This window comes from Pseudomonas sp. JAI111, assembly GCF_024809425.1.
GTDB lineage: Bacteria > Pseudomonadota > Gammaproteobacteria > Pseudomonadales > Pseudomonadaceae > Aquipseudomonas.
In genome coordinates this window covers 132,550-152,403 of record NZ_JANUCB010000008.1, presented here as the reverse complement: position 1 = coordinate 152,403, position 19,854 = coordinate 132,550, and the positions used below count along the sequence as shown (strand labels likewise).

20 protein-coding genes and 1 pseudogene are annotated in these 19,854 nt (G+C 59.6%); 12 read left to right on the top strand and 9 right to left on the bottom strand.

Annotated elements, in window-relative coordinates; translation table 11 throughout:
• Nucleotides 1–98 precede the first annotated feature (98 nt).
• From HNR03_RS22990 to HNR03_RS22975, 4 genes and pseudogenes are all read left to right on the top strand, one after another.
• On the top strand, nt 99–875 hold the full coding sequence (locus tag HNR03_RS22990; RefSeq protein WP_259156019.1) for an IclR family transcriptional regulator: 777 nt from the start codon (nt 99–101) through the stop codon (nt 873–875).
• A 115-nt stretch (nt 876–990) separates the two neighbouring features.
• A pseudogene (locus HNR03_RS22985) lies at nt 991–1,101 on the top strand (gfo/Idh/MocA family oxidoreductase); the annotation flags it as partial.
• Between the two features lie 40 nt (nt 1,102–1,141).
• Nucleotides 1,142–1,984 (top strand): sugar phosphate isomerase/epimerase, encoded by an 843-nt coding sequence (locus tag HNR03_RS22980; RefSeq protein ID WP_259156017.1) that lies wholly within the window; start codon nt 1,142–1,144, stop codon nt 1,982–1,984.
• 9 nt (nt 1,985–1,993) lie between these two features.
• Nucleotides 1,994–2,872, top strand: coding sequence for a DMT family transporter (locus HNR03_RS22975; RefSeq protein WP_222588562.1), 879 nt, complete (start codon nt 1,994–1,996; stop codon nt 2,870–2,872).
• 50 nt (nt 2,873–2,922) lie between these two features.
• Here HNR03_RS22975 and HNR03_RS22970 read toward each other — a convergent pair whose 3' ends face one another.
• Nucleotides 2,923–4,224: an MFS transporter gene (locus HNR03_RS22970; RefSeq protein WP_259156014.1), complete on the bottom strand. Its 1,302-nt coding sequence runs from the start codon at nt 4,222–4,224 to the stop codon at nt 2,923–2,925.
• Between the two features lie 306 nt (nt 4,225–4,530).
• On the opposite strand from HNR03_RS22970, the gene quiC reads away from it, so the two are divergent.
• Nucleotides 4,531–6,432 carry a 3-dehydroshikimate dehydratase QuiC gene (gene quiC, locus HNR03_RS22965; protein WP_259156012.1) on the top strand — a complete coding sequence of 634 codons (1,902 nt, stop codon included), beginning with the start codon at nt 4,531–4,533 and terminating at the stop codon, nt 6,430–6,432.
• A 102-nt stretch (nt 6,433–6,534) separates the two neighbouring features.
• Nucleotides 6,535–7,212: a TetR family transcriptional regulator gene (locus HNR03_RS22960; RefSeq protein ID WP_222588559.1), complete on the top strand. Its 678-nt coding sequence runs from the start codon at nt 6,535–6,537 to the stop codon at nt 7,210–7,212.
• A 90-nt stretch (nt 7,213–7,302) separates the two neighbouring features.
• On the opposite strand, the gene HNR03_RS22955 is transcribed toward HNR03_RS22960, so the two are convergent.
• From HNR03_RS22955 to HNR03_RS22945, 3 genes are all read right to left on the bottom strand, one after another.
• On the bottom strand, nt 7,303–8,157 hold the full coding sequence (locus HNR03_RS22955) for a shikimate dehydrogenase (protein WP_259156010.1): 855 nt from the start codon (nt 8,155–8,157) through the stop codon (nt 7,303–7,305).
• Nucleotides 8,158–8,162: 5 nt separating this feature from the next.
• Nucleotides 8,163–8,603 carry a type II 3-dehydroquinate dehydratase gene (gene aroQ / locus HNR03_RS22950; RefSeq protein WP_259156004.1) on the bottom strand — a complete coding sequence of 147 codons (441 nt, stop codon included), beginning with the start codon at nt 8,601–8,603 and terminating at the stop codon, nt 8,163–8,165.
• Nucleotides 8,604–8,742: 139 nt separating this feature from the next.
• Nucleotides 8,743–9,654, bottom strand: coding sequence for a LysR family transcriptional regulator (locus tag HNR03_RS22945; protein WP_259156003.1), 912 nt, complete (start codon nt 9,652–9,654; stop codon nt 8,743–8,745).
• 116 nt (nt 9,655–9,770) lie between these two features.
• Here HNR03_RS22945 and HNR03_RS22940 point away from each other — a divergent pair, with 116 nt between their 5' ends.
• Complete coding sequence (locus HNR03_RS22940; protein ID WP_208671354.1) at nt 9,771–9,977, top strand: 4-oxalocrotonate tautomerase family protein; 207 nt, start codon at nt 9,771–9,773, stop codon at nt 9,975–9,977.
• Between the two features lie 58 nt (nt 9,978–10,035).
• Here the strand turns inward: HNR03_RS22940 and trmA are convergent, their stop codons facing one another.
• Both trmA and HNR03_RS22930 read right to left on the bottom strand, forming a co-directional pair.
• Entirely contained in the window at nt 10,036–11,115 is a 1,080-nt protein-coding gene (trmA, locus tag HNR03_RS22935; protein ID WP_259156002.1) for a tRNA (uridine(54)-C5)-methyltransferase TrmA, read from the bottom strand.
• Nucleotides 11,112–12,407, bottom strand: a complete 1,296-nt coding sequence (locus tag HNR03_RS22930; protein WP_222588552.1) for an NCS2 family permease — start codon at nt 12,405–12,407, stop codon at nt 11,112–11,114. The genes trmA and HNR03_RS22930 overlap by 4 nt, the downstream gene beginning before the upstream one ends.
• A gap of 206 nt (nt 12,408–12,613) precedes the next feature.
• Between HNR03_RS22930 and HNR03_RS22925 the strand changes: the two genes are divergently transcribed.
• Both HNR03_RS22925 and HNR03_RS22920 read left to right on the top strand, forming a co-directional pair.
• The gene (locus tag HNR03_RS22925) at nt 12,614–13,072 is read left to right on the top strand and encodes a DUF4879 domain-containing protein (RefSeq protein WP_405046079.1); all 459 of its coding nucleotides are present in this window, start codon (nt 12,614–12,616) and stop codon (nt 13,070–13,072) included.
• Nucleotides 13,073–13,139: 67 nt separating this feature from the next.
• Nucleotides 13,140–13,691, top strand: coding sequence for a DJ-1 family glyoxalase III (locus HNR03_RS22920; protein WP_259155998.1), 552 nt, complete (start codon nt 13,140–13,142; stop codon nt 13,689–13,691).
• 6 nt (nt 13,692–13,697) lie between these two features.
• On the opposite strand, the gene HNR03_RS22915 is transcribed toward HNR03_RS22920, so the two are convergent.
• Both HNR03_RS22915 and HNR03_RS22910 read right to left on the bottom strand, forming a co-directional pair.
• Complete coding sequence (locus tag HNR03_RS22915) at nt 13,698–13,985, bottom strand: HigA family addiction module antitoxin (protein WP_259155997.1); 288 nt, start codon at nt 13,983–13,985, stop codon at nt 13,698–13,700.
• A gap of 13 nt (nt 13,986–13,998) precedes the next feature.
• A complete protein-coding gene (locus HNR03_RS22910) occupies nt 13,999–14,277 on the bottom strand; it encodes a type II toxin-antitoxin system RelE/ParE family toxin (protein WP_259155996.1) in 279 nt (92 codons plus the stop codon).
• 258 nt (nt 14,278–14,535) lie between these two features.
• Here HNR03_RS22910 and HNR03_RS22905 point away from each other — a divergent pair, with 258 nt between their 5' ends.
• The 3 genes from HNR03_RS22905 to HNR03_RS22895 are packed head-to-tail and all read left to right on the top strand — an operon-like array spanning nt 14,536 to nt 18,193.
• Nucleotides 14,536–15,009, top strand: coding sequence for a (2Fe-2S)-binding protein (locus HNR03_RS22905; RefSeq protein ID WP_405046085.1), 474 nt, complete (start codon nt 14,536–14,538; stop codon nt 15,007–15,009).
• Nucleotides 15,006–15,995, top strand: a complete 990-nt coding sequence (locus HNR03_RS22900) for a xanthine dehydrogenase family protein subunit M (protein WP_259155994.1) — start codon at nt 15,006–15,008, stop codon at nt 15,993–15,995. Before HNR03_RS22905 ends, HNR03_RS22900 begins: the two co-directional genes overlap by 4 nt.
• Complete coding sequence (locus tag HNR03_RS22895) at nt 15,992–18,193, top strand: xanthine dehydrogenase family protein molybdopterin-binding subunit (protein WP_259155993.1); 2,202 nt, start codon at nt 15,992–15,994, stop codon at nt 18,191–18,193. Before HNR03_RS22900 ends, HNR03_RS22895 begins: the two co-directional genes overlap by 4 nt.
• Here the strand turns inward: HNR03_RS22895 and HNR03_RS22890 are convergent.
• Nucleotides 18,190–19,428 (bottom strand): MFS transporter, encoded by a 1,239-nt coding sequence (locus tag HNR03_RS22890; RefSeq protein ID WP_259155992.1) that lies wholly within the window; start codon nt 19,426–19,428, stop codon nt 18,190–18,192. The genes HNR03_RS22895 and HNR03_RS22890 overlap by 4 nt on opposite strands.
• Between the last annotated feature and the right edge of the window lie 426 nt (nt 19,429–19,854).

The window sequence follows — 19,854 nt, the reverse complement described above, 5'->3', positions numbered from 1 at the left end:
GAGAGGCGCAAAGCGGGCGGTTATCGGACAGTGGGTTCCAGATTTCGCATTCGACCGATTGTCTTCTAGAATCGGCCAAAATTTGCGTGGAACCCCTCATGGCCGGCAGTCAGATCGAACGTGTTTTCAGCGTGCTGGAAAGTCTCACCAGTGACCCTCGCGGTCTGCCGATGCAGACGCTGGCGGAGCAACTGGACATTCCCAAAAGCGCGACCCACCGTCTGCTCGCCGAGTTGATACGGCTCGGTTATGTGCGCCAGAACCCGGAGACCTTGCGCTATCACTTGTCGACCAAACTGGTTGCGATGGGCTTTCGTTACCTGTCGAGCAGCGGTGCCGATATCGTTCAGCCGGTGCTCGATCGCCTGGCCCAGGAGACCGGCGAGCTGGTGCGTCTTGGCGTGATCGAAGGCGAGCGGCAGGTCTGGATCGCCAAGTCGCAAGGTGCTCGGTCCGGGCTGCGTTACGACCCGGACATGGGGCGCGATGCGCCTTTGTTCTATACCGCGTCGGGCCATGCCTGGCTGGCGTGCATGAGTGATGCCGAGGCCTTGTCGCTGGTGGAGCGCCAAGGCGGGGAGCGACCCAAAGACCTGGGGCCGAATGCGCCACGATCCAATATCGAATTGCTCGAACGCCTGCGCCTGGCGCGCGAGCAGGGTTATGCCTGGGTCGAGGAGAGCTCGGCGGTAGGCACTTCGGCAATCGCGGCAGTAGTGCGTCATCCGGGTGATGGCCGAGTGATCGGCGTGCTGAGTATTGCCGGGCCCAGCGCGCGGATGCCAGGGGCGCGGCTGCATGAATTGGCTCCGCTGTTGTTGAAATTTACCGGAGAATTGTCAGCGGCAAGCCTGGCGTCGGATCTGTTCATATAAGTGAACGTGTGCGCTGTTCGCACACTTTTGCGGTTTATGTGTGTAAGAATCTGGAACCAGGTTCTAGATTGTTGGAATGGTCGCCTTCCAACAATAATCACCAGAGGACCGTACGATGAATTCGCCGCTTCGTATCGCGTTGATCGGCGCTGGCAATAGGGGCCAGCAGCATTACCCCCCTCTCAAATCCCTGACGCAAGTGACGCTGTGCGCCGTCGTCGATCCGTGGGGTATTTCGCCGACTGGCTTCGGATGCAGGAATAAACATGAGTGAACGGATCTTTTCCCTGGCCAGTCTGACGGTACTGGAGCTGTCTCCGCCGCAGATGGTCGAAGTGGCTGCACGCTCCGGTTACAGCCATGTCGGATTGCGCCTCGAACCGGCGACAGCCGAAGAGCATCACTTTGCGTTGGTTGCCGATGCCGGCTTGCGGCGCAAGACCCTGGACCGTCTGCGCGATACCGGCATACGGGTGCTGGATGTTGAAATTCTGCGGCTCAAACCGGACACGGTCGTCGCCGATTTCGAGAAAATTCTGACGGTCGGTGCCGAATTCGGGGCCAGTGAATTGCTGGTGGCCGGTAACGATCCTGACGAACAACGGCTCACCGAGAACTTTGCGCAGTTGTGTGACTTGGCGGCACCGTACGGGCTTCATCCGCATCTGGAGTTCATGCCGTGGACCGATGCACGCAATCTTGAGCAAGCGGTGCGCATCGTCGACAACGCGGGGCGCGGAAATGGTGCGGTATTGGTCGATGCTTTTCACTTCGACCGTTCGGCTTCACGGCTGGAAGATCTGGCCAGGGTGGCTGCGTCGCGGTTACGGTATGCACAGTTGTGTGATGTCGCAGGACCGAGACCGACGGACATGGCGGAGATTTTGCGTCAGGCCCGTCACGAACGACGTTTTCCCGGCGATGGCGAGTGTGACCTGGCAGGGTTGTTGCGGTGTTTGCCGAGCGATATTGCGTTGAGCCTCGAGATTCCCACCGTGAAGTTGCTGGAGCAGGGTGTGAGCGGGTTGCAGCGGGCGCAGATGGCGCTGGATAAAACCCGGGAATTGTTGGCACGGCTTGCCCGTGATGTTTTTGATTTCACGACTTAAGGAATGCCTATGACTGTCAGCACCCCGCTTTCCGGCGTTAACCAACCCTTCAAGGGGATCTTGCTGATTGTTGTTGCCACCTTTCTCTTCTCCAGCCATGACGCCTTTTCCAAGTATTTGTCGGGGTTCTACCCGATCGTCATGGTGGTCTGGGCCCGTTATGTAGTTCACACGTTGCTGATGGCCGGGATCTTCCTGCCGCAATCCGGATTGCGCGTCCTGCGTACCAAACGGCCATTGCTGCAGTTTGCGAGGGCGTTGTGCCTGCTGGGCACCAGCCTGTTTTTTACTACGGGTTTGCAATACATCCCGTTGGCCGAAGCCACGGCGGTCAACTTTCTTGCGCCGGTGCTGGTGACCGCGCTGTCGGTGCCGCTGCTGGGTGAGCGTGTCACCCGGGGCCAATGGATCGCGGTGATTTGCGGATTTGTCGGTGTGTTGATCATCGTCCACCCCGGCGGTGAGTTGTTCACTCCGGCCGTGCTGTTGCCGCTCTGCTCGGCGCTGTTTTTCTGCTTTTATCAATTGCTCACCCGCAAGCTCAGCAGCATCGACAGCCCTACGACCAGCAACTTCTTCGCCGGCCTGTGCAACACCCTGGTGATGAGCGCGCTGGTGCCGTTCTTCTGGCAAGTACCGACCCTGGGGCATGGCTTCATGATGGTGGCGCTGGGCGCCTGCGGGATGACGGCGCATTTGTTTCTGACTCAGGCTTTCCGCTACGCCGCCCCTGCGCTGCTGGCGCCTTTTGGCTACTGCCAGATTGTGTTTGCCGGGTTGTTGGGCTGGCTGCTGTTTTCCCACACGCCGACCCTGACCACCGTGGTCGGGATCGCGGTGATTTGCTGCAGCGGGTTGGCCGCGGCGTGGCAGCAGAGTCGTCGGTAGGAGAAACAAAAAGGCAGGCCTGGAATCAGGCCTGCCGGGGGAGGGGATTGTTACTCGGTGACGGTAGGAATCTTGCGCGGCGCCATGAAGTACATCCAGATCAGCGCGATGAAATACATCGCCGGAATCAGGGTAAACAGCACCGTGTAGTTGTTGTTGGTCACCGTCAGAATGTGCCCGACCAACTGGGTCATGAACATCCCGCCAATGGCCGCGCACATGCCGCCGAAGCCGAACACCGTACTCATCATGTGCTTGGGCGTGTAGTCCATCACCAGGCTCCAGATGTTTGCGGTCCAGGCCTGGTGCGCGCCGATGGCCAGGGAGATGGCGAACACCGCGACCCACAGGCTGCTCGAACCGGCCGCCATGATCACGCCGACGATGCAGCAGGCGAACAGGAACATGGACATCAGCCGCGCCTTGATCGGGTTGATCCCGCGACCGATCAGGAACGAAGAGAGGATGCCGCCGCCGACACTGCCGAAGTCTGCCGTCAGGTAGATGATGATCAGCGGGATACCCATCTGGGTCACGTTGATCCCCAGGTTGTATTGCTGATTGAGAAACGGTGGCAGCCAATAGAGGTAGAACCAGAAGACCGGCGCGGTCATCGAGTAGGCCAGGGCGAAGGCCCAGGTGCCACGCATGCGCAGGATTTTCGAGAACGGCACGCGGGCCTGTTCCGGTTCGACTTCTTTCTGGATGTAGTCCAGTTCCGATTGTTTGACGCTTGGGTGATCTTCCGGGTTGAAGTACTTCAAGCCCCAGAACAGCAACCAGATACCGCCCAGTGCCGACATGCACAGGAACGCGGCTTGCCAGCCCCACACGTGCAGGATCAGCGGCAGCAGCATCGGCGTGAACATCGCACCGACATTGGTCCCGGCGTTGAAGATGCCAGTGGCCACGGCCCGCTCACCAGCCGGGAACCACAGTCGCGTGGTTTTCACGCAGGCCGGGTAGTTGGCGGCTTCGGTCAGACCGAGAATGAACCTGCAAACCATGAAGCCGACTGCCGAAGTGGCCAGGCCGTGGGCACCGGTGGCGATGCTCCAGAGCAGCACCGCGCAGAAAAACACGCGCTTGACGCCGACCCGATCGATCAACCGCCCTTGCAGCACGAAACCGATGGCGTAGCCGACCTGAAACCAGAAGTTGATGTTGGCGTAGTCCATCGCCGTCCAGCTCATTTCCTTGGCCAGGATCGGCTGCATGACGCCTAGCGCGGCGCGGTCTATGTAGTTGAGCGTGGTGGCGAAAAATACCAGCGCCAGCATGCCCCAGCGGGTTTTGCCGACCGCCATGGCACCGCGAATCTTGGCACCGACGCCGCCGGTGGCAGAAATCATGGAGGAGCGCTCCACGGGAGAGCTTTGAGAAGGAGTCATTTAGGCCACCGATTATTTTTATGTGGTGTTCTGGTTTTTTGGTCACCGAGACCGATGTTTGACCGGGCTCAATGTGGAGTCGATGTTGGGCAGTGGACGAAAAATCGTCAATTCGCCAAGGGCCATTGTGTTCGATTATCGAACGGAAAACTAACCGGGTAGTACACTTTGAATTGCTCGAGAAGGCCGTCAGCTCAATAATCCGCTCAATCTTTTAAAAGCGGCGCAAATTCCCTGTAGCCGAAGCCTCCACCGGGAGTCGAAAACATGCAGCGTTCCATTGCCACCGTGTCCTTGAGCGGTACCCTGCCGGAAAAACTCGAAGCCATTGCCGCCGCCGGTTTTGACGGGGTGGAGATTTTCGAGAACGACCTTCTCTATTACGACGGCAGTCCGCGGGAGATTAAACAGATGTGCGCCGATCTCGGGATCGCGATCACCCTGTTTCAACCGTTCCGCGACTTCGAAGGCTGCCGCCGCGACCGTTTGCAGCGCAACCTGGAACGGGCCGAGCGCAAGTTCGACCTGATGCAGGAACTGGGCACCGACCTGGTGCTGGTGTGCAGCAACGCGTCCGCCGACTCCGTCGGTGATGAGCAAATCCTCATTGATGACTTGCGCTTGCTGGCCGAACGCGCGGGCGCACGGGGCCTGCGAATCGGCTACGAAGCGTTGGCCTGGGGCCGGCATGTGAACACCTGGCAACAGGTGTGGAACATCGTGCGCCAGGCGGATCATCCAAGCCTTGGTGTGTTGCTGGACAGCTTTCACACGCTGTCGCTCAAGGGTGATCCGAGTGCGATCGCGGAGATTCCCGGAGACAAGATTTTCTTCGTGCAAATGGCCGATGCGCCGATCCTTGCCATGGACGTGCTGGAGTGGAGCCGGCATTTCCGCTGCTTCCCGGGCCAGGGCGAATTCGATTTGCCGGGGTTCCTTGCACCGATCATCAAGAGTGGTTACACCGGGCCGCTGTCGCTGGAAATCTTTAACGATGGCTTCCGCGCCGCGCCGCCTCGGGCCAACGCGGCCGACGGTTTGCGTTCGTTGCTGTACCTCGAAGAGAAAACCCGTCAGCGTCTGGCGCAGGAAACCATGCCTGCGCCCCATCTCGACATTCTGTTCGAGACGCCCAAGGCCAGCGAATACAACGGCATCGAATTTCTTGAGTTCGCGGTAGACGAAAGCCTTGGCGCCAAGCTGTCCCATTGGCTGGAGCGGCTGGGTTTCGTCAAGGCCGGGCAACATCGTTCGAAGAGCGTGAGCCTGCTGCGTCAGGGTGATATCAACCTGATCCTCAACTCAGAGCCGTACTCCTTCGCCCACAGTTTTTTCGAGGCTCACGGCCCATCGCTGTGCGCCACGGCCGTGCGGGTCAAGGACAGCGCCAGTGCGCTGGCCCGGGCCGTGGCTTATAAAGGTCAGCCCTATCGCGGACTGGTCGGGCCAAACGAACTGGAACTGGCGGCGGTGCGCGCGCCGGATGGCAGCCTGATCTATCTGGTGGATCAGGAGGCCGATGTCTACGGCACTGACTTCAATCTGCAACCGGCTGCCGTGGTCAGTGGCGGCCTCAAGCGCATTGACCACATGGCCATGGCGTTGCCAGCTGACAGCCTCGACAGCTGGGTGCTGTTCTACAAAAGCCTGCTCGATTTTGAAGCCGACGATGAAGTGGTGCTGCCCGATCCGTACGGCCTGGTGAAAAGCCGTGCCTTGCGCAGTCGTGACAGTTCGATTCGTTTGCCGCTGAACATCTCCGAGAACCGCAACACCGCGATCTCACACGCATTGTCCAGTTATCGCGGTTCGGGTGTGCATCACATTGCGTTTGATTGCGATGACATCTTTGCCGAAGTCAGCCGTGCGAAAGAAGCGGGAGTGCCGCTGCTGGATATTCCGCTCAATTACTACGATGACCTGGCGGCGCGATTCGATTTCGACGATGAATTTCTCAGTGAACTGGCCTACTTCAACGTGCTCTATGACCGCGATGCCCAGGGCGGCGAGCTGTTCCATGTCTACACCGAACCGTTCGAGGGGCGGTTCTTCTTCGAGATCATCCAGCGCAAGAACGGCTATGCTGGTTACGGCGCGGCTAACGTCGCGGTCCGACTGGCGGCGATGGCCAAGTCGCGAAGTGGGGCTGTACGTCAGGCAAAGTTGTAGGAAAATCGTAAACACGGAGACAAACCGCTGCCGCGCGGCTTCCTTCACTGTGCGGCGCGGCCCATAATCGCCCACCTGTGCAGTGATGGCCGTGAGCCCGCGATGACGATAATTTCAGAACTTTCCGCAGCGCCCGACGTACCCGTTGCCGAGCCGCGCAAGAGTCGCAAGAACAACCCTGAAAAAACCCGCGAGAACATCCTTCAAGAGGCGATCGTCGAGTTCGTCCAGCAAGGACTTTCCGGGGCTCGCGTCGATGCGATCGCCGAACGTATCCACACCTCGAAACGCATGATCTATTACTACTTCGGCAGTAAGGAACAGCTCTATGTCGAGGTGCTGGAGAAACTCTACGGCGATATCCGCAGCACTGAAAACCGTCTGCACCTGACCGAGCTGGCGCCTATCGAGGCAATTCGGCGGCTGGTGGAATTCACCTTCGATCACCATGATCGCAACGTCGATTTCGTGCGTATCGTCAGTATCGAAAACATCCACAACGCCGAATACATTAAGCGTTCCGATGCGATCAAGGCGATGAACAACACCATCCTTGATTCACTGGGCGAGATTTTGCGTCGCGGTGCCGAGGAAGGTGTGTTCCGTTCCGGGCTCGAGCCGCTGGATGTGCATCTGCTGATCAGTTCGTTCTGCTTCTATCGCGTGTCGAACCGTCATACCTTCGGCGAGATCTTTCAGGTCGACTTGCCTGACGAGAGCATCAAGCAGCGTCATCGAGAGATGATTTGCGAGTCGGTTCTGCGGTATTTGCAAGCCTGACACTTAAAAGATCGCAGCCTCGTTTCACTCGACAGCCCCTACGCAACCTGTAGGAGCTGTCGAGTGAAAGGAGGCTGCGATCTTTCGCTTTCAACCCGTCATGCTTTGAAAATGCGCGAGCATTCGCTGCGCATCCGGCACCACGCCACTGAACAACTCAAACGCTTTCACCGCCTGAAACACCGCCATATTGCCGCCATCCAGCGTTCGGCAACCCAAGGCGCGGGCGTTGCGCAACAGTTCGGTTTCCAGCGGGAAGTAAACGATTTCCGCCACCCACAACGCAGATCGGAGCAACTCCACCGGCACTGGCATGCCCGGCAATTTTTTCATGCCCATGGGCGTGGTGTTCACCAAACCATCCGCCAGGCCCAGCGTGCTCGGTAGATCATGGCCAGCCACCGCACGGCCTGCACCGAAGTGTTGATTGAGATTGTCCGCCAAGGCCTGCGCACGGCTGATCTCCACATCGAAAATGCTCAGAAGCTGTACGCCTTCACTCAATAGCGCGTGGGCCACGGCTGCGCCTGCGCCACCGGCACCCATTTGGACCACACGCTCACGGGCGACGTCCTTCAAGCCACGGCGAAAACCTTCGGCAAAGCCCAGGCAATCGGTGTTGTGCCCGATGCGTTTGCCGTCTTTGAACACCACCGTGTTGACGGCGCCGATGCCACGGGCTTCCGGCGACAACTCGTCGAGCAGCGGGATGATCGCCTGCTTGCACGGGAAGGTAATGTTCAGACCGGTGAAGTTCATGCGTTCGGCAGCCACCAACAAGTCGGGCAGGGCGCTGCTGTCGAGCTTCAGATAATCCAGGTCGATCAGGCGATACACGTAGCGCATGCCTTGCGCGTCGCCTTCATGCTCGTGCAGCGCGGGGGTGCGCGAGGCCTGAATGCCAGCGCCGATCAGGCCGGCCAATACCACGGTGTTCTGTGTCATGGCGCTCACCCTTTCAAACGTTGGCTGAGATAATCCAGCGCCAGGCGATAGCCGTGGCTGCCGAAACCGGCCATCACCGCAGTGGCAATAGCGGAGACAAAGGAGTGGTGCCGGAAGGGTTCGCGGGCGTGAACGTTTGACAGGTGGACTTCGATTACCGGCAGTTCACTGGCGATGAGTGCATCGCGGATCGCGACCGAAGTGTGAGTCCAGGCCGCCGGGTTGATGACGATCCCGGCGCAGCGACCGCGAGCGCCGTGAATCCAGTCAAGCAATTCGCCTTCATGGTTGGTCTGGCGAAACTCCACCTTCAGACCGAATTCTTCAGCAGAACGGGCGCATAAGGCGGAGATATCGGCCAGGGTTTCGTGGCCGTAGGTGGCCGGTTCGCGGGTGCCAAGCAGGTTCAGATTCGGGCCGTTGAGCACCAGAACGAGAGGGGACATCAGGGACTCTCCACATATTATTTTTGGAATCGGCTGTGGTCTCAGCCTGTGGAGATAAATTGTACTAGCTGGTTAGTTTGGTCAATTGAGCAGGCGTTTCCTGGGGCGTTTGTGTGCGGTGATCGGACAGTTTCGATGTTTATCGAGGCAGGTGTTCCACCAGGAAATCAATAAAGGCCCGCAACTTCAGGGGCACATGACGGCTTTGCGGGTAGAGCAGAGTGAACGGTCGCGAACGCCCACCGTAAGGCTTGAGCACTTCCACCAGCGAGCCATCGGCCAGTTCGTTCTCGACGATAAATCGATAGGTCTGAAACAGACCGGCCCCGTGTTTGGCCAAGGTCACGCCACCGAGCACGTCATCGGAACAACTGAGGCTGCCCTCGGCGAGAATCTCCCGCTGGACGCCGTTATCCGTGAACAGCCAGGCAATGCGCCGACCGCTGCTGGGCAACTCGTACTGAATGCATTCATGCTGCGCCAGGTCGTCCAGGGTTTGCGGGACGCCGGCGCGCTTCAGGTAATCGGGACTGGCAATCATCACCAGCGCGGCATCTTCGAGGTGCCGGGCGATCAGGCCGGAATCCGGAATCGCGCGCACGCGGATGGCCATGTCATAGCCTTCACCGACGAAATCGATATTGCGATTACTGATGTGCGACTCGACTTTCACTTCTGGAAACCGCGCCCGAAACGCCGGCAATAACGGCAAGATTCGATGGTGCGCATACGTCGTAGGAATACTGATGCGCAGCGTGCCAGCCGGTTGCTGTTGCTGGCCCATGACTTCACGCTGAGCCTCGACCAGTTGCGCCAGTGCCTGACGGCATTCCTCGTAATAACGCCGACCACTGTCGGTCAACTTGACGCTGCGGGTGGTGCGTGCAAACAGGCGCACACCCAGTCGTTCTTCCATGCGCGACACCGAACGACTCACCGCCGCAGGCGTCACGCCTGCCACCAGTGCCGCGGCAGTAAAACTGCCGGCCTCGGCGGCCAGGCAAAACAGTTCGATGCTGCCCAGCTGAAGATCGTCGAAGAGTCGCTGCATGATTTATTACACCGGGGATCGAATAAGGAACTGGATTTCGCCACTGTAGATGAAATCGACTCAGCGGTGCTTTACTTGACCGGCATCTTCTTCGATTACCAGACAGGAGCAGCATCATGCCTTTCGTCAGCGTGCGTATTACCCGTGATGGCGTCACCCGAGAGCAGAAAGCCCAGGTCATTGCCGAAATCACCGACACCTTGCAACGAGTCCTCGGCAAGGACCCAAAACTGACCCACATCGTGATTGAAGAAGTTGATACAGATAATTGGGGGTATGCCGGAATGACCACCACCGAGTATCGAAAAAATCAGCCGGGTTGATTTCTGTGAACATAAAAAAGCCGTCATCGAGACGGCTTTTTCAGTCTGGCACCCGTCATCAACGACGCGTCAACAACACCCCGGATTCCATGTGATGCGTCCACGGAAACTGGTCGAACATCGCGCACTGTGTGATGCGATGGGTGTCGTGCAGCTGGGCGATGTTGGCCGCCAGTGTTTCCGGATTGCAGGAGATGTAGAGGATGTTATCGAAACGCCGGGTCAGCTCGCAGGTGTCCGGGTCCATGCCAGCACGAGGTGGGTCGACGAAGACACTGCCGAACTCATAGCTCTTGAGGTCGATGCCGTGCAGGCGACGGAACGGGCGAACTTCGTTCAGCGCTTCGGTCAGTTCTTCGGCAGACAAGCGCACCAGCGTGACGTTATCCACAGCGTTTTCGCTGAGATTGCTCAGCGCTGCGTTGACGGACGTCTTGCTGATTTCAGTGGCCAACACTTTACGCACGCGGGTCGCGAGCGGCAGGGTGAAGTTGCCGTTGCCGCAATACAGCTCCAGCAGATCATCGGAACGATCACCGAGGGCCTCGTAAGCCCAGTTGAGCATCTTCTGGTTCACGGTGCCGTTGGGCTGGGTAAACGCGCCTTCCGGTTGACGATAACTGAAGGTGCGACCGCCGACTTCCAGTTGCTCGACCACATAATCGTGACCGATGACTTCGCGCTTGCCCTTGGAGCGGCCGATCACACTGACGTTCAGCTCGGCGGCCAGTTTCGACGCCGCCGTGTGCCAATGCTCATCCAGCGGACGGTGATAGCACAGCGTGATCATTGCATCGCCGGCCAGGGTCGTCAGGAACTCCACCTGAAACAACTTGTGGCTCAGCGCCGCACTGGCTTTCCACGCAGCCTTGAGCTGCGGCATCAACTGATTGATGCGCAGGCTGGCGATCGGGAACTCTTCGATCAGGATCGGCGTGCGTTTGTCTTCCTGGGAAAACATTGCGTAGTGACGCTCGCCGCCTTCGCGCCAAAGGCGGAATTCGGCACGCAGGCGGAAGTTCTGCAGCGGCGAGTCGAATACGGCCGGCTCGGGTGCATCGAACGGGGCCAGCAGGTCACGCAAGCGCGTGACCTTTTGTTCGAGCTGAACGGCGTAGGCCTGGGAATCAAAAGTCATGCGTTGAACCAACCCAACTTGATCACGAACAGAATCGACAGAATCACCAGCGCCGGGTTCAGCTCACGGCCGCGACCGGACAGCAGTTTGATTGCCGTCCAGGAGATGAAACCGAAGGCGATGCCGTTGGCGATGGAATAAGTGAATGGCATGGCCAGGGCGGTGACCACGACCGGTGCGGCAACGGTAATGTCGTCCCAGTCTATTTCGGCCAGCCCGGATGTCATCAATACCGCGACGAACAGCAGCGCAGGCGCGGTAGCGAACGGCGGAACGCTGGCGGCCAGTGGCGAGAAGAACAACGCCAGCAGGAACAGGATCGCCACGACCACGGCGGTCAGGCCGGTGCGGCCACCGGCACTCACGCCGGCGGCGGATTCGATGTAGCTGGTGGTGGTCGAGGTGCCCAGCAATGAACCGGCCATGGCGGCGGTGCTGTCGGCGATCAGGGCGCGGCCCATTTTCGGCATGTGGCCGTCCTTGCCCATCAGGCCGGCGCGCTTGGCGACGCCGATCAGGGTGCCGGAGTTGTCGAACAGGTCGACAAACAGGAAGGCAAAAATCACGCTGACCAGACCGATGTCCAGCGCACCTTTGATGTCCAGTTGCAGGAAGGTCGGAGCCAGTGAAGGTGGCATCGACATCACGCCGCCGAACGGGGTAAAGCCCAAGGCGATGGAAGCGATGGTCACCACCAGGATGCCGATCAGCACCGCGCCGCGCACGGCGAGCGCTTCCAGTGCAACGATCAGGGCAAAGCCGAGGGTGGCGAGGATCGGTGCCGGTTGCTTCAAGTCACCGAGGCCGACCATGGTGGCCGGGTTGCTGACCACGATACCGGCGTTGTGCAGGGCGATCAGTGCCAGGAACAGGCCGATACCGGCGGCAATCGCCGAGCGCAGAGGCAGGGGGATGCTGTTGATGATCCATTCACGGATGCGGAAGATCGACAGCAGGAAGAAGCATACGGCGGAGATGAACACTGCCCCCAGCGCCACTTGCCACGTGTGCCCCATGTGCAGGACCACGGTGTAGGTAAAGAAAGCGTTCAATCCCATGCCCGGCGCGAGGGCGATCGGGTAGTTGGCGATCAGGCCCATCACCGTGGAGCCGATTGCCGCCGCCAGACAGGTCGCGACAAACACCGCACCCTTGTCCATGCCGGTCTCGCCGAGGATGCTCGGGTTGACGAACAGAATGTAGGCCATGGCCAGGAAGGTCGTGACGCCCGCAAGAATCTCGGTGCGCACGTTGGTGTTGTGTGCCTTGAGTTGAAACAGCCTTTCCAGCATGTCTGCTCCCCGTGGCGCGCAGTGCGCCGTGAATGTATCGACCTCAACAGCAAAGCACAGACCGCTGATCGCGCCTGGTAATTTTCTGTGGGCCGGAAAAAGCCGCGCATCATACCAGCAGCGTGGGGTAATGGCTGCGATCGTCGGCGATGTTTTGCGGTTCGCTGAACTGAGCCATACTGCGCGCCTGTCTTGGGGGAGTGGTCATGGTGGGCATCAAGCGCAATATCGTTCGGGCGTCGGGGCTGTTTTTCGCATTGCTGGCCAGTGTGCCCGCCGTCATGGCGGAGTCGGCACCACCGTTGAGCAACGTCCAGGTGCTCAAGGTCCAGTCGGCGGCGTGCGGGATTGAAAATATCTCGGCGGGGCAGGAGCGCACGACCTGCGATCACGGCGGCGCGAATATCAAGGTCTACGTACTGGAGATGGGCTACGGCCGAGCGCCGACCGTGCAACTCGACGGTTTCAACCTCGATAGCATGCAAACCAAGGTCTGCGCCTACGATAACGGCAACCCGACCGAATGCACCGGTACCTCGATGAAGATTGTCGGCACGCTATACATCTTTGACCTGGGCGGCAAACAGGAAGGGACCTTCAGCTTCAGTAACCGCTCGATCAACGCGCCGGGCAATACCGTTTCGACGAAGCTTTACATCAAGTAACGCCTGCGCTCGAACAAGGGTCAGGAAAGCTGACTACGCTTTAAAGATCACTCAGTGGACTGTGCCCATGACCTTTAGAGCTCTGATTACCCTCGCCGAGGGCATCGATGATTTGCAAACCGTGACCTTGATCGATGTGCTGCGCCGCGCCAAGGTTGAAGTGGTGGTCGCAAGTATCGAGGGACGGCGCATGCTCACCTGCGCCCGCGGCACTCGCTTGACCGCCGATGCCATGCTGGTGGATTTGCTGGCCCAGCCGTTTGACCTGATTGCTCTGCCTGGAGGTGAGGTGGGCTCGCAACACCTCGCCGCGCATCAACCCCTGCAACAACTGATCAAGGACCAGGCCGCTGCCGGACGCCTGTTCGCGGGCATCGCCGAATCTCCGGCGCTGGCGTTGCAAGCCTTTGGCGTTTTGCGTCAGCGGCGCATGACCTGCCTTCCATCAGCCAGCCATCAACTGTCGGGCTGCACCTTTGTTGACCAACCCGTGGTGGTGGACGGCAACTGCGTTACCGCACAGGGATCGGGTGGGGCAATGGAGTTTGCGTTGACGCTGGTCGAGCAACTCTGTGGTAAAGCCACGCGAACGGCGGTGGCGGGAGAGTTGAAGGCTTGACGAATTTCAGGCGTGGGCAGCAATAGGTTCGATAGCCGGTTGCTCACGATGCTCAGCTTGCCAAAGATCGTAGTCGGTCTGTACACCGAGCCACATCCGGGCTTTACCAATCCCGGCCCGCTCCAGGCGCACTGCCAGGTCAGGACTGATTGGCGCGTGGCCATGCAGGACTCGCGAAAGATGCGGGCGAGCGAACCCAAGGTGGCGAGCCAATTCAGTGACACTGATGCCAAGCTCAGGCAAAACATCCGTCAACAGTGTTTCGCCAGGGTGTGGCGGGTTGTGCATGGGCATATCCTGCCTCCTGTCAGTGGTAGTCCAGATAGTCGACCAGTTCGATATCCGAGCCGATAAAACGAAAAATAACCCGCCAGTTTCCTGAAACACTCAGCGACCAATAGTCGGCCAACTCACCCTTGAGTGGGTGCAATCGCCATCCCGGCAGGTCGAGGTCGCTTGGCAGTACCGCCCGGTCCATGAACTGAAGCATTCGAGACAGGCGCTTCGCATGATCTGCGCGGATCCCACGGGTCGAACCTGTTTCATAGAAGCCACGAAGGCCTTTGTGTTGAAAGGATCTGATCATGGGACGAGTGTAAGGCGATACATTACACCTTGTGCGCTATCTATGTATTGCACGTGGTCGGCAAATGTATGCGTTGTCCTTTATTTCAGCCTTTTTTCACGCCCATCAATTCCCTTGAACGCTCATCCCACCCCGAAGTCGTACCCCTTAAGACGGCGGTTTACCAAGCGCCGCGAACGTACGACCAACCGTGAGGTGTTTATGAGCGCGACCACTCCCGAGGCGGCGCAGCCGACCTTTGCACGTCATCCGTTACGCATGACCCTGAACGGTCAGGATCGTCAGCTTGAGGTCTTGCCCTGGACCACATTGCTGGATTTGCTGCGCGAGCAACTGGACCTGATCGGCACCAAAAAAGGCTGCGATCACGGGCAGTGCGGTGCCTGTACGGTGTTGCTCAACGGCAAGCGGGTGAACGCCTGCCTGACGCTGGCGGTGATGTGCGACGGCAGTGAGTTGACCACCATCGAGGGGTTGGCAACCGGTGATGAACTGCATCCGATGCAGCAAGCCTTCATCAAGCACGACGCCTTTCAATGCGGCTATTGCACGCCAGGGCAGATCTGCTCGGCGGTGGGTTTGGTCAACGAAGATCGGGCACATACGACGCACGAGATCCGCGAGCTGATGAGCGGCAACCTGTGCCGCTGCGGCGCGTACAGCAACATCCGCGATGCCATCGAAGAGGCGCTTCCAGCCTGCCGCCAGCCTGGGCAAGGAGGTGGCCGATGAATCCTTTCCAGTACAGCAAACCCGATTCGGTGCAAGACGCTGTTCATCTCGCCGGGCCGGCATCGCGTTTCATCGCCGGGGGGACGAACCTGCTGGATTTGATGAAAGAAAATGTCACCCGCCCCGAGCACCTGATCGACATCACCGGTCTGCCGTTGCGTGAGGTCACCGAAACGGTAGACGGTGGATTGTTGATCGGCGCGCTAGTCAGCAATGCCGATCTGGCGTGGCACCCGTTGATCGAGCAGCGCTACCCATTGTTATCGCAAGCCATTCTGGCCGGTGCTTCACCGCAGTTGCGCAACATGGCCAGCACCGGCGGCAATCTGCTGCAACGCACGCGCTGCTATTACTTCTACGATGCCAGCGTGCCGTGCAACAAACGCGAACCCGGGAGCGGTTGCCCGGCGCGTGAGGGGCTGAATCGCATCCACGCGATCCTCGGCGCCAGCGCCCAGTGTGTGGCCACCCATCCGTCCGACATGTGCGTCGCCTTGGCCGCGCTGGATGCCGTGGTCCACGTGCAAGGTCGCGACGGTGCGCGGACCATTGAGTTCGCTGATTTTCACCGGCTGCCGGGGGAGACACCCGAACGTGACAACCAATTGGACGACGATGAACTGATCACTGCCGTTGAATTGCCAGCCGCCGGTTTCGCCAACCACAGCCATTACCTGAAGGTTCGGGATCGCGCTTCGTATGCCTTTGCGCTGGTCTCGGTCGCGGCGGCGCTCGACATGAACGGGCCAGTCATTCGTCAGGCGCGGCTGGTGCTCGGTGGTGTGGCGCACAAACCCTGGCGTGATCAGGGCGTTGAAGAATGGCTGGTGGGCAAAGCGCCGAGCCGTGAAACCTTCAGCGCTGCCGCCGATGCGCTTTTGCAGGACGCGAAACCACTCGAACACAACGCCTTTAAAGTTAAATTGGCGCACCGGGCCATTGTCCGCGCCCTTGGCGACGCAGCGCAGGGAGGGCAAACCCGATGAATACGATTACCAAACCCATGGGGCAACCACTGGACCGGGTCGATGGTCTGCTCAAAGTCACTGGTCAGGCGCGCTATGCCGCAGAGTTTCCCGAGGACGGCTTGCTGCACGGCAGCGTTGTTTCAAGCAGCATCGCCAGCGGGCGTGTGGTCAGTATTGACGCATCCAGAGCGCTGGCGCTGCCCGGCGTCATAGCGGTGATTGATCATACAAATCGACCGAAAATCGCCAGTTACGACGATGACTACGAAGACGCCGACTCGGCCGAAGGTTCGCCGTTTCGTCCGTTTTACAACGACCGTGTTCTGTACAGCGGTCAACCGCTGGCGCTGGTGGTCGCGGACAACCTTGAGCTGGCGCGCCATGCCGGCTCATTGATCAAAATTGAATACGCCACCGACAGCCATCAGACCGATCTGTTTAGCCTGCAGGACGAGGCGCATCCGGCGCCCGCCGAACTGCCCAAGCCTCGTGGGAATTTTCAGGCCGAATTCGCTGGCGCGGCCATCAGCCTGGACCTGAACTACAGCACGCCGATCGAACACCACAATCCCATGGAGCCGCACGCCAGCACGGTGCTGTATCAGGCCGACGGCAGCTTGCACATCCATGACAAGAACCAGGGGCCGCAGAACTGTCAGTCCTATGTGCAAAAGGTCTTCGGACTTGAGAAAGAGCAGGTCAGAATTTTCGCGGCCTTTGTCGGCGGCGCATTCGGGTCCGGTTTGCGTCCGCAATATCAGCTGCCACTGGCGGTGATGGCGGCGTTGCACCTCAAGCGTTCGGTGCGCGTGACGCTGACACGTCAGCAGATGTTCACCTTTGGCTATCGGCCCCGCACCTTGCAGCGCCTGCAATTGGGCGCGGCGGCCAATGGTCGCTTGCTCGCGGTCGCGCACACGGCCATTGGCCAGACTTCGCGGTTCGAAGATTTCACCGAGCACGTCGTGGAATGGAGCGGCATGCTCTATCACTGCGACAATGTTCAACTGACCTACAAACTGGTGCCGCTGGACGTGTTCACGCCGTTGGACATGCGAGCACCGGGCGCGGCGCTGGGATTGATCGGCCTGGAGTGCGCGATGGATGAACTGGCCTGCGCGCTGGCGATTGATCCGGTGCAACTGCGCCTGAGCAACTTTTCCGAGCGCAATCAGAACGAAGACAAACCGTACTCCAGCAAAGAACTGCGTGAATGCTACGCCCAGGGCGCCCAACGTTTTGGTTGGGATCAACGCAACCCCGAACCGCGCAGCATGCGCCGGGACCGGCAATTGGTCGGTTGGGGCATGGCTGGCGGTGTCTGGGAGGCAATGCAGCAGAAAGCCAGCGCCAAGGCTTGCCTTGATCAGCACGGCAAACTGACGGTCAGCAGCGCGACGACGGACATCGGCACCGGAACCTACACGGTGATGACGCAAATCGCCGCGCAGTCGGCAGGCGTTGCGCTCAAGGACGTCACGTTTGTCCTTGGCGACTCTTCCTTGCCCACCGCGCCGTTGCAGGGCGGATCGTTCACCGTTTCGTCGGTCGGCACTGCGGTGCAACAAGCCTGTGAAGCCCTGCAGGAAAAACTGCTCGCCGTGGCACGGCAAACGTCTCCTGCATTCAGTGGCGTGACCTCGCAGCAAGCGGTGTTCGAAGACGGGCAGCTGTCGTACGGTGAGGCACGTATAAAGCTGTCCGATCTGGTCCGCGACAGTGGCGAAGACACCCTCGAGGTTCAGGTCGACGCTGCGCCGGACAAGAAGCGCGATGCCTACGCTACCGCCACCCATTCAGCGGTGTTCGTCGAAGTCTTGGTGGATGAGGATTTGGGCTCAGTGAAGGTGAGCCGGGTGGTCAGCGCTATCGCCGCCGGCCGGGTGATCAACCCGAAAATGGCCCGCAGCCAGATTCTCGGTGGCGTGGTCTGGGGCATCGGCATGGCGCTGCACGAGGAAACGCAAACCGATCATGCGCTGGGGCGTCACATGAACCACAGCCTGGCCGAATACCACATCCCGGTAAACGCCGACATCGGCGACATTGATGTGCTGTTCGTCGAAGAACAGGACGAGATCGTCAATGCCTTGGGTTCCAAGGGCGTGGGGGAAATCGGCATCGTCGGAGTCGCGGCGGCAGTGGCCAATGCCATCTACCACGCTACGGGCAAGCGGGTGCGGGACTTCCCCATTACCCTCGACAAGCTGCTCTAGACTTTGGCTTCTTCGACCGGCACATGCATGCGGTCGCGGTTGGCCAGGGTCGGGAACAGTTTGATCCACGCCCCGGTGACCACCAATGTGCCGATGCCGCCCATGACCACCGCTGGCACGGTGCCGAACCAGTGGGCGGTGAGGCCGGATTCGAATTCGCCCAACTGGTTCGAAGCGCCGATGAACAGACCGTTCACGGCGCTGACCCGTCCGCGCATCTCATCCGGGGTTTCCAGTTGCACGAACGAGGCGCGGATCACCATGCTGATCATGTCCGCCGCGCCCAGTACCACCAGTACGGCAAGAGAAAACCAGAACGAGGTGGAGAGGCCGAACGCAATGGTCGCAACGCCGAACACACCGACGGCAGTGAACATCACTCGCCCGACGTTGCGCTCCACGGCAAATCGCGCCAGGAACAGCGACATTAGCAACGCACCGACGGCCGGCGCCGAGCGCAGCAGTCCCAGGCCCCACGGCCCGGTCAACAGAATGTCTTTGGCAAACACCGGCAGCAGCGCCGTCGCGCCACCGAGCAATACCGCAAACAGATCCAGGGAAATGGCCCCGAGAATGTCCGGGCGACTGCGAATGAAGCGGATACCGGCCAGCAGCGAATCCAGGGTCGCCTTGCCCTTGTTCAGCGGCGTTTGCCGGGCGGGCAGGTTGAGCATCAGCAAGCAGGCAATGATGTACAGGATTACCGTCGGGCCGTAGACCCAGACGCTGCCAAACGCATAGAGCAAACCGCCCAGGGCCGGAGCGACGATGGTGGCTGATTGTTGGGCTGATTGAGCGGCGGCGACGGCGCGAGGGAACAGCGCGCTGGGCACAATGCTCGGCAGCAAGGCCTGGGTGGTCGGCATCTCGAAGGAGCGTGCGGCACCGAGCAGGAAAGCGAGGATGAAGATCATTTCCCGGGTGACATGGTCGGTCGCACTGCCGATGGCCAGCGACAGGGCGATCAATGCTTGTAGGGACTGACAGATTGCCGCGACCTTGCGCCGGTCATAGCGGTCTGCGACATGCCCGGTGTGGAGCATGAACAGCACCCGTGGGGCGAACTCCACCAACCCCACCAAACCCAGGTCCAGCACGTTGCCGGTCAACTGATACAGGTTCCAGCCGATGGCCACGGTGAGCATCTGAAAGCCGCTGGCGGTAAACACCCGAGCCAGCCAGAACGCGATAAAGGGGCGATGGTGACGTAACAGCAAGGGCGCTTGGCTGGGCATCTGAAGGCAGGTCTTGGGCGAGGGAAGGCTCGAGATTATCACCAAGCTGTAACCAGAAGTTGCAGGTTTTGAAAATTTAGTTAGCTAAACACCGATCTCAAAAGCACTGAAATTCCCGTGTGGCAGCGCCTGCTCGCGATGGCGCCGACACATACATCATCAAGGTGACAGGCCGATCGCATTCGCGAGCAGGCTCGATCCCAAAGGGATGTGTTGCGACTGATTACCAGCGCCGTGAGGCAACCTGTCACGCGGCAAAAGACCACACCGTCCATCGTCAAAAATGGGACTACTCTTTTAACCATTGCTTGATCCAGATCAAGACCTTTTGTGGAATTGATCCGGCGGCCACGTGGCCAGACTCCCTACGTTGTGATGTTTGTAAAAAAAGAACGAATTGAAATTCGCCACACTCCATATCCGTGG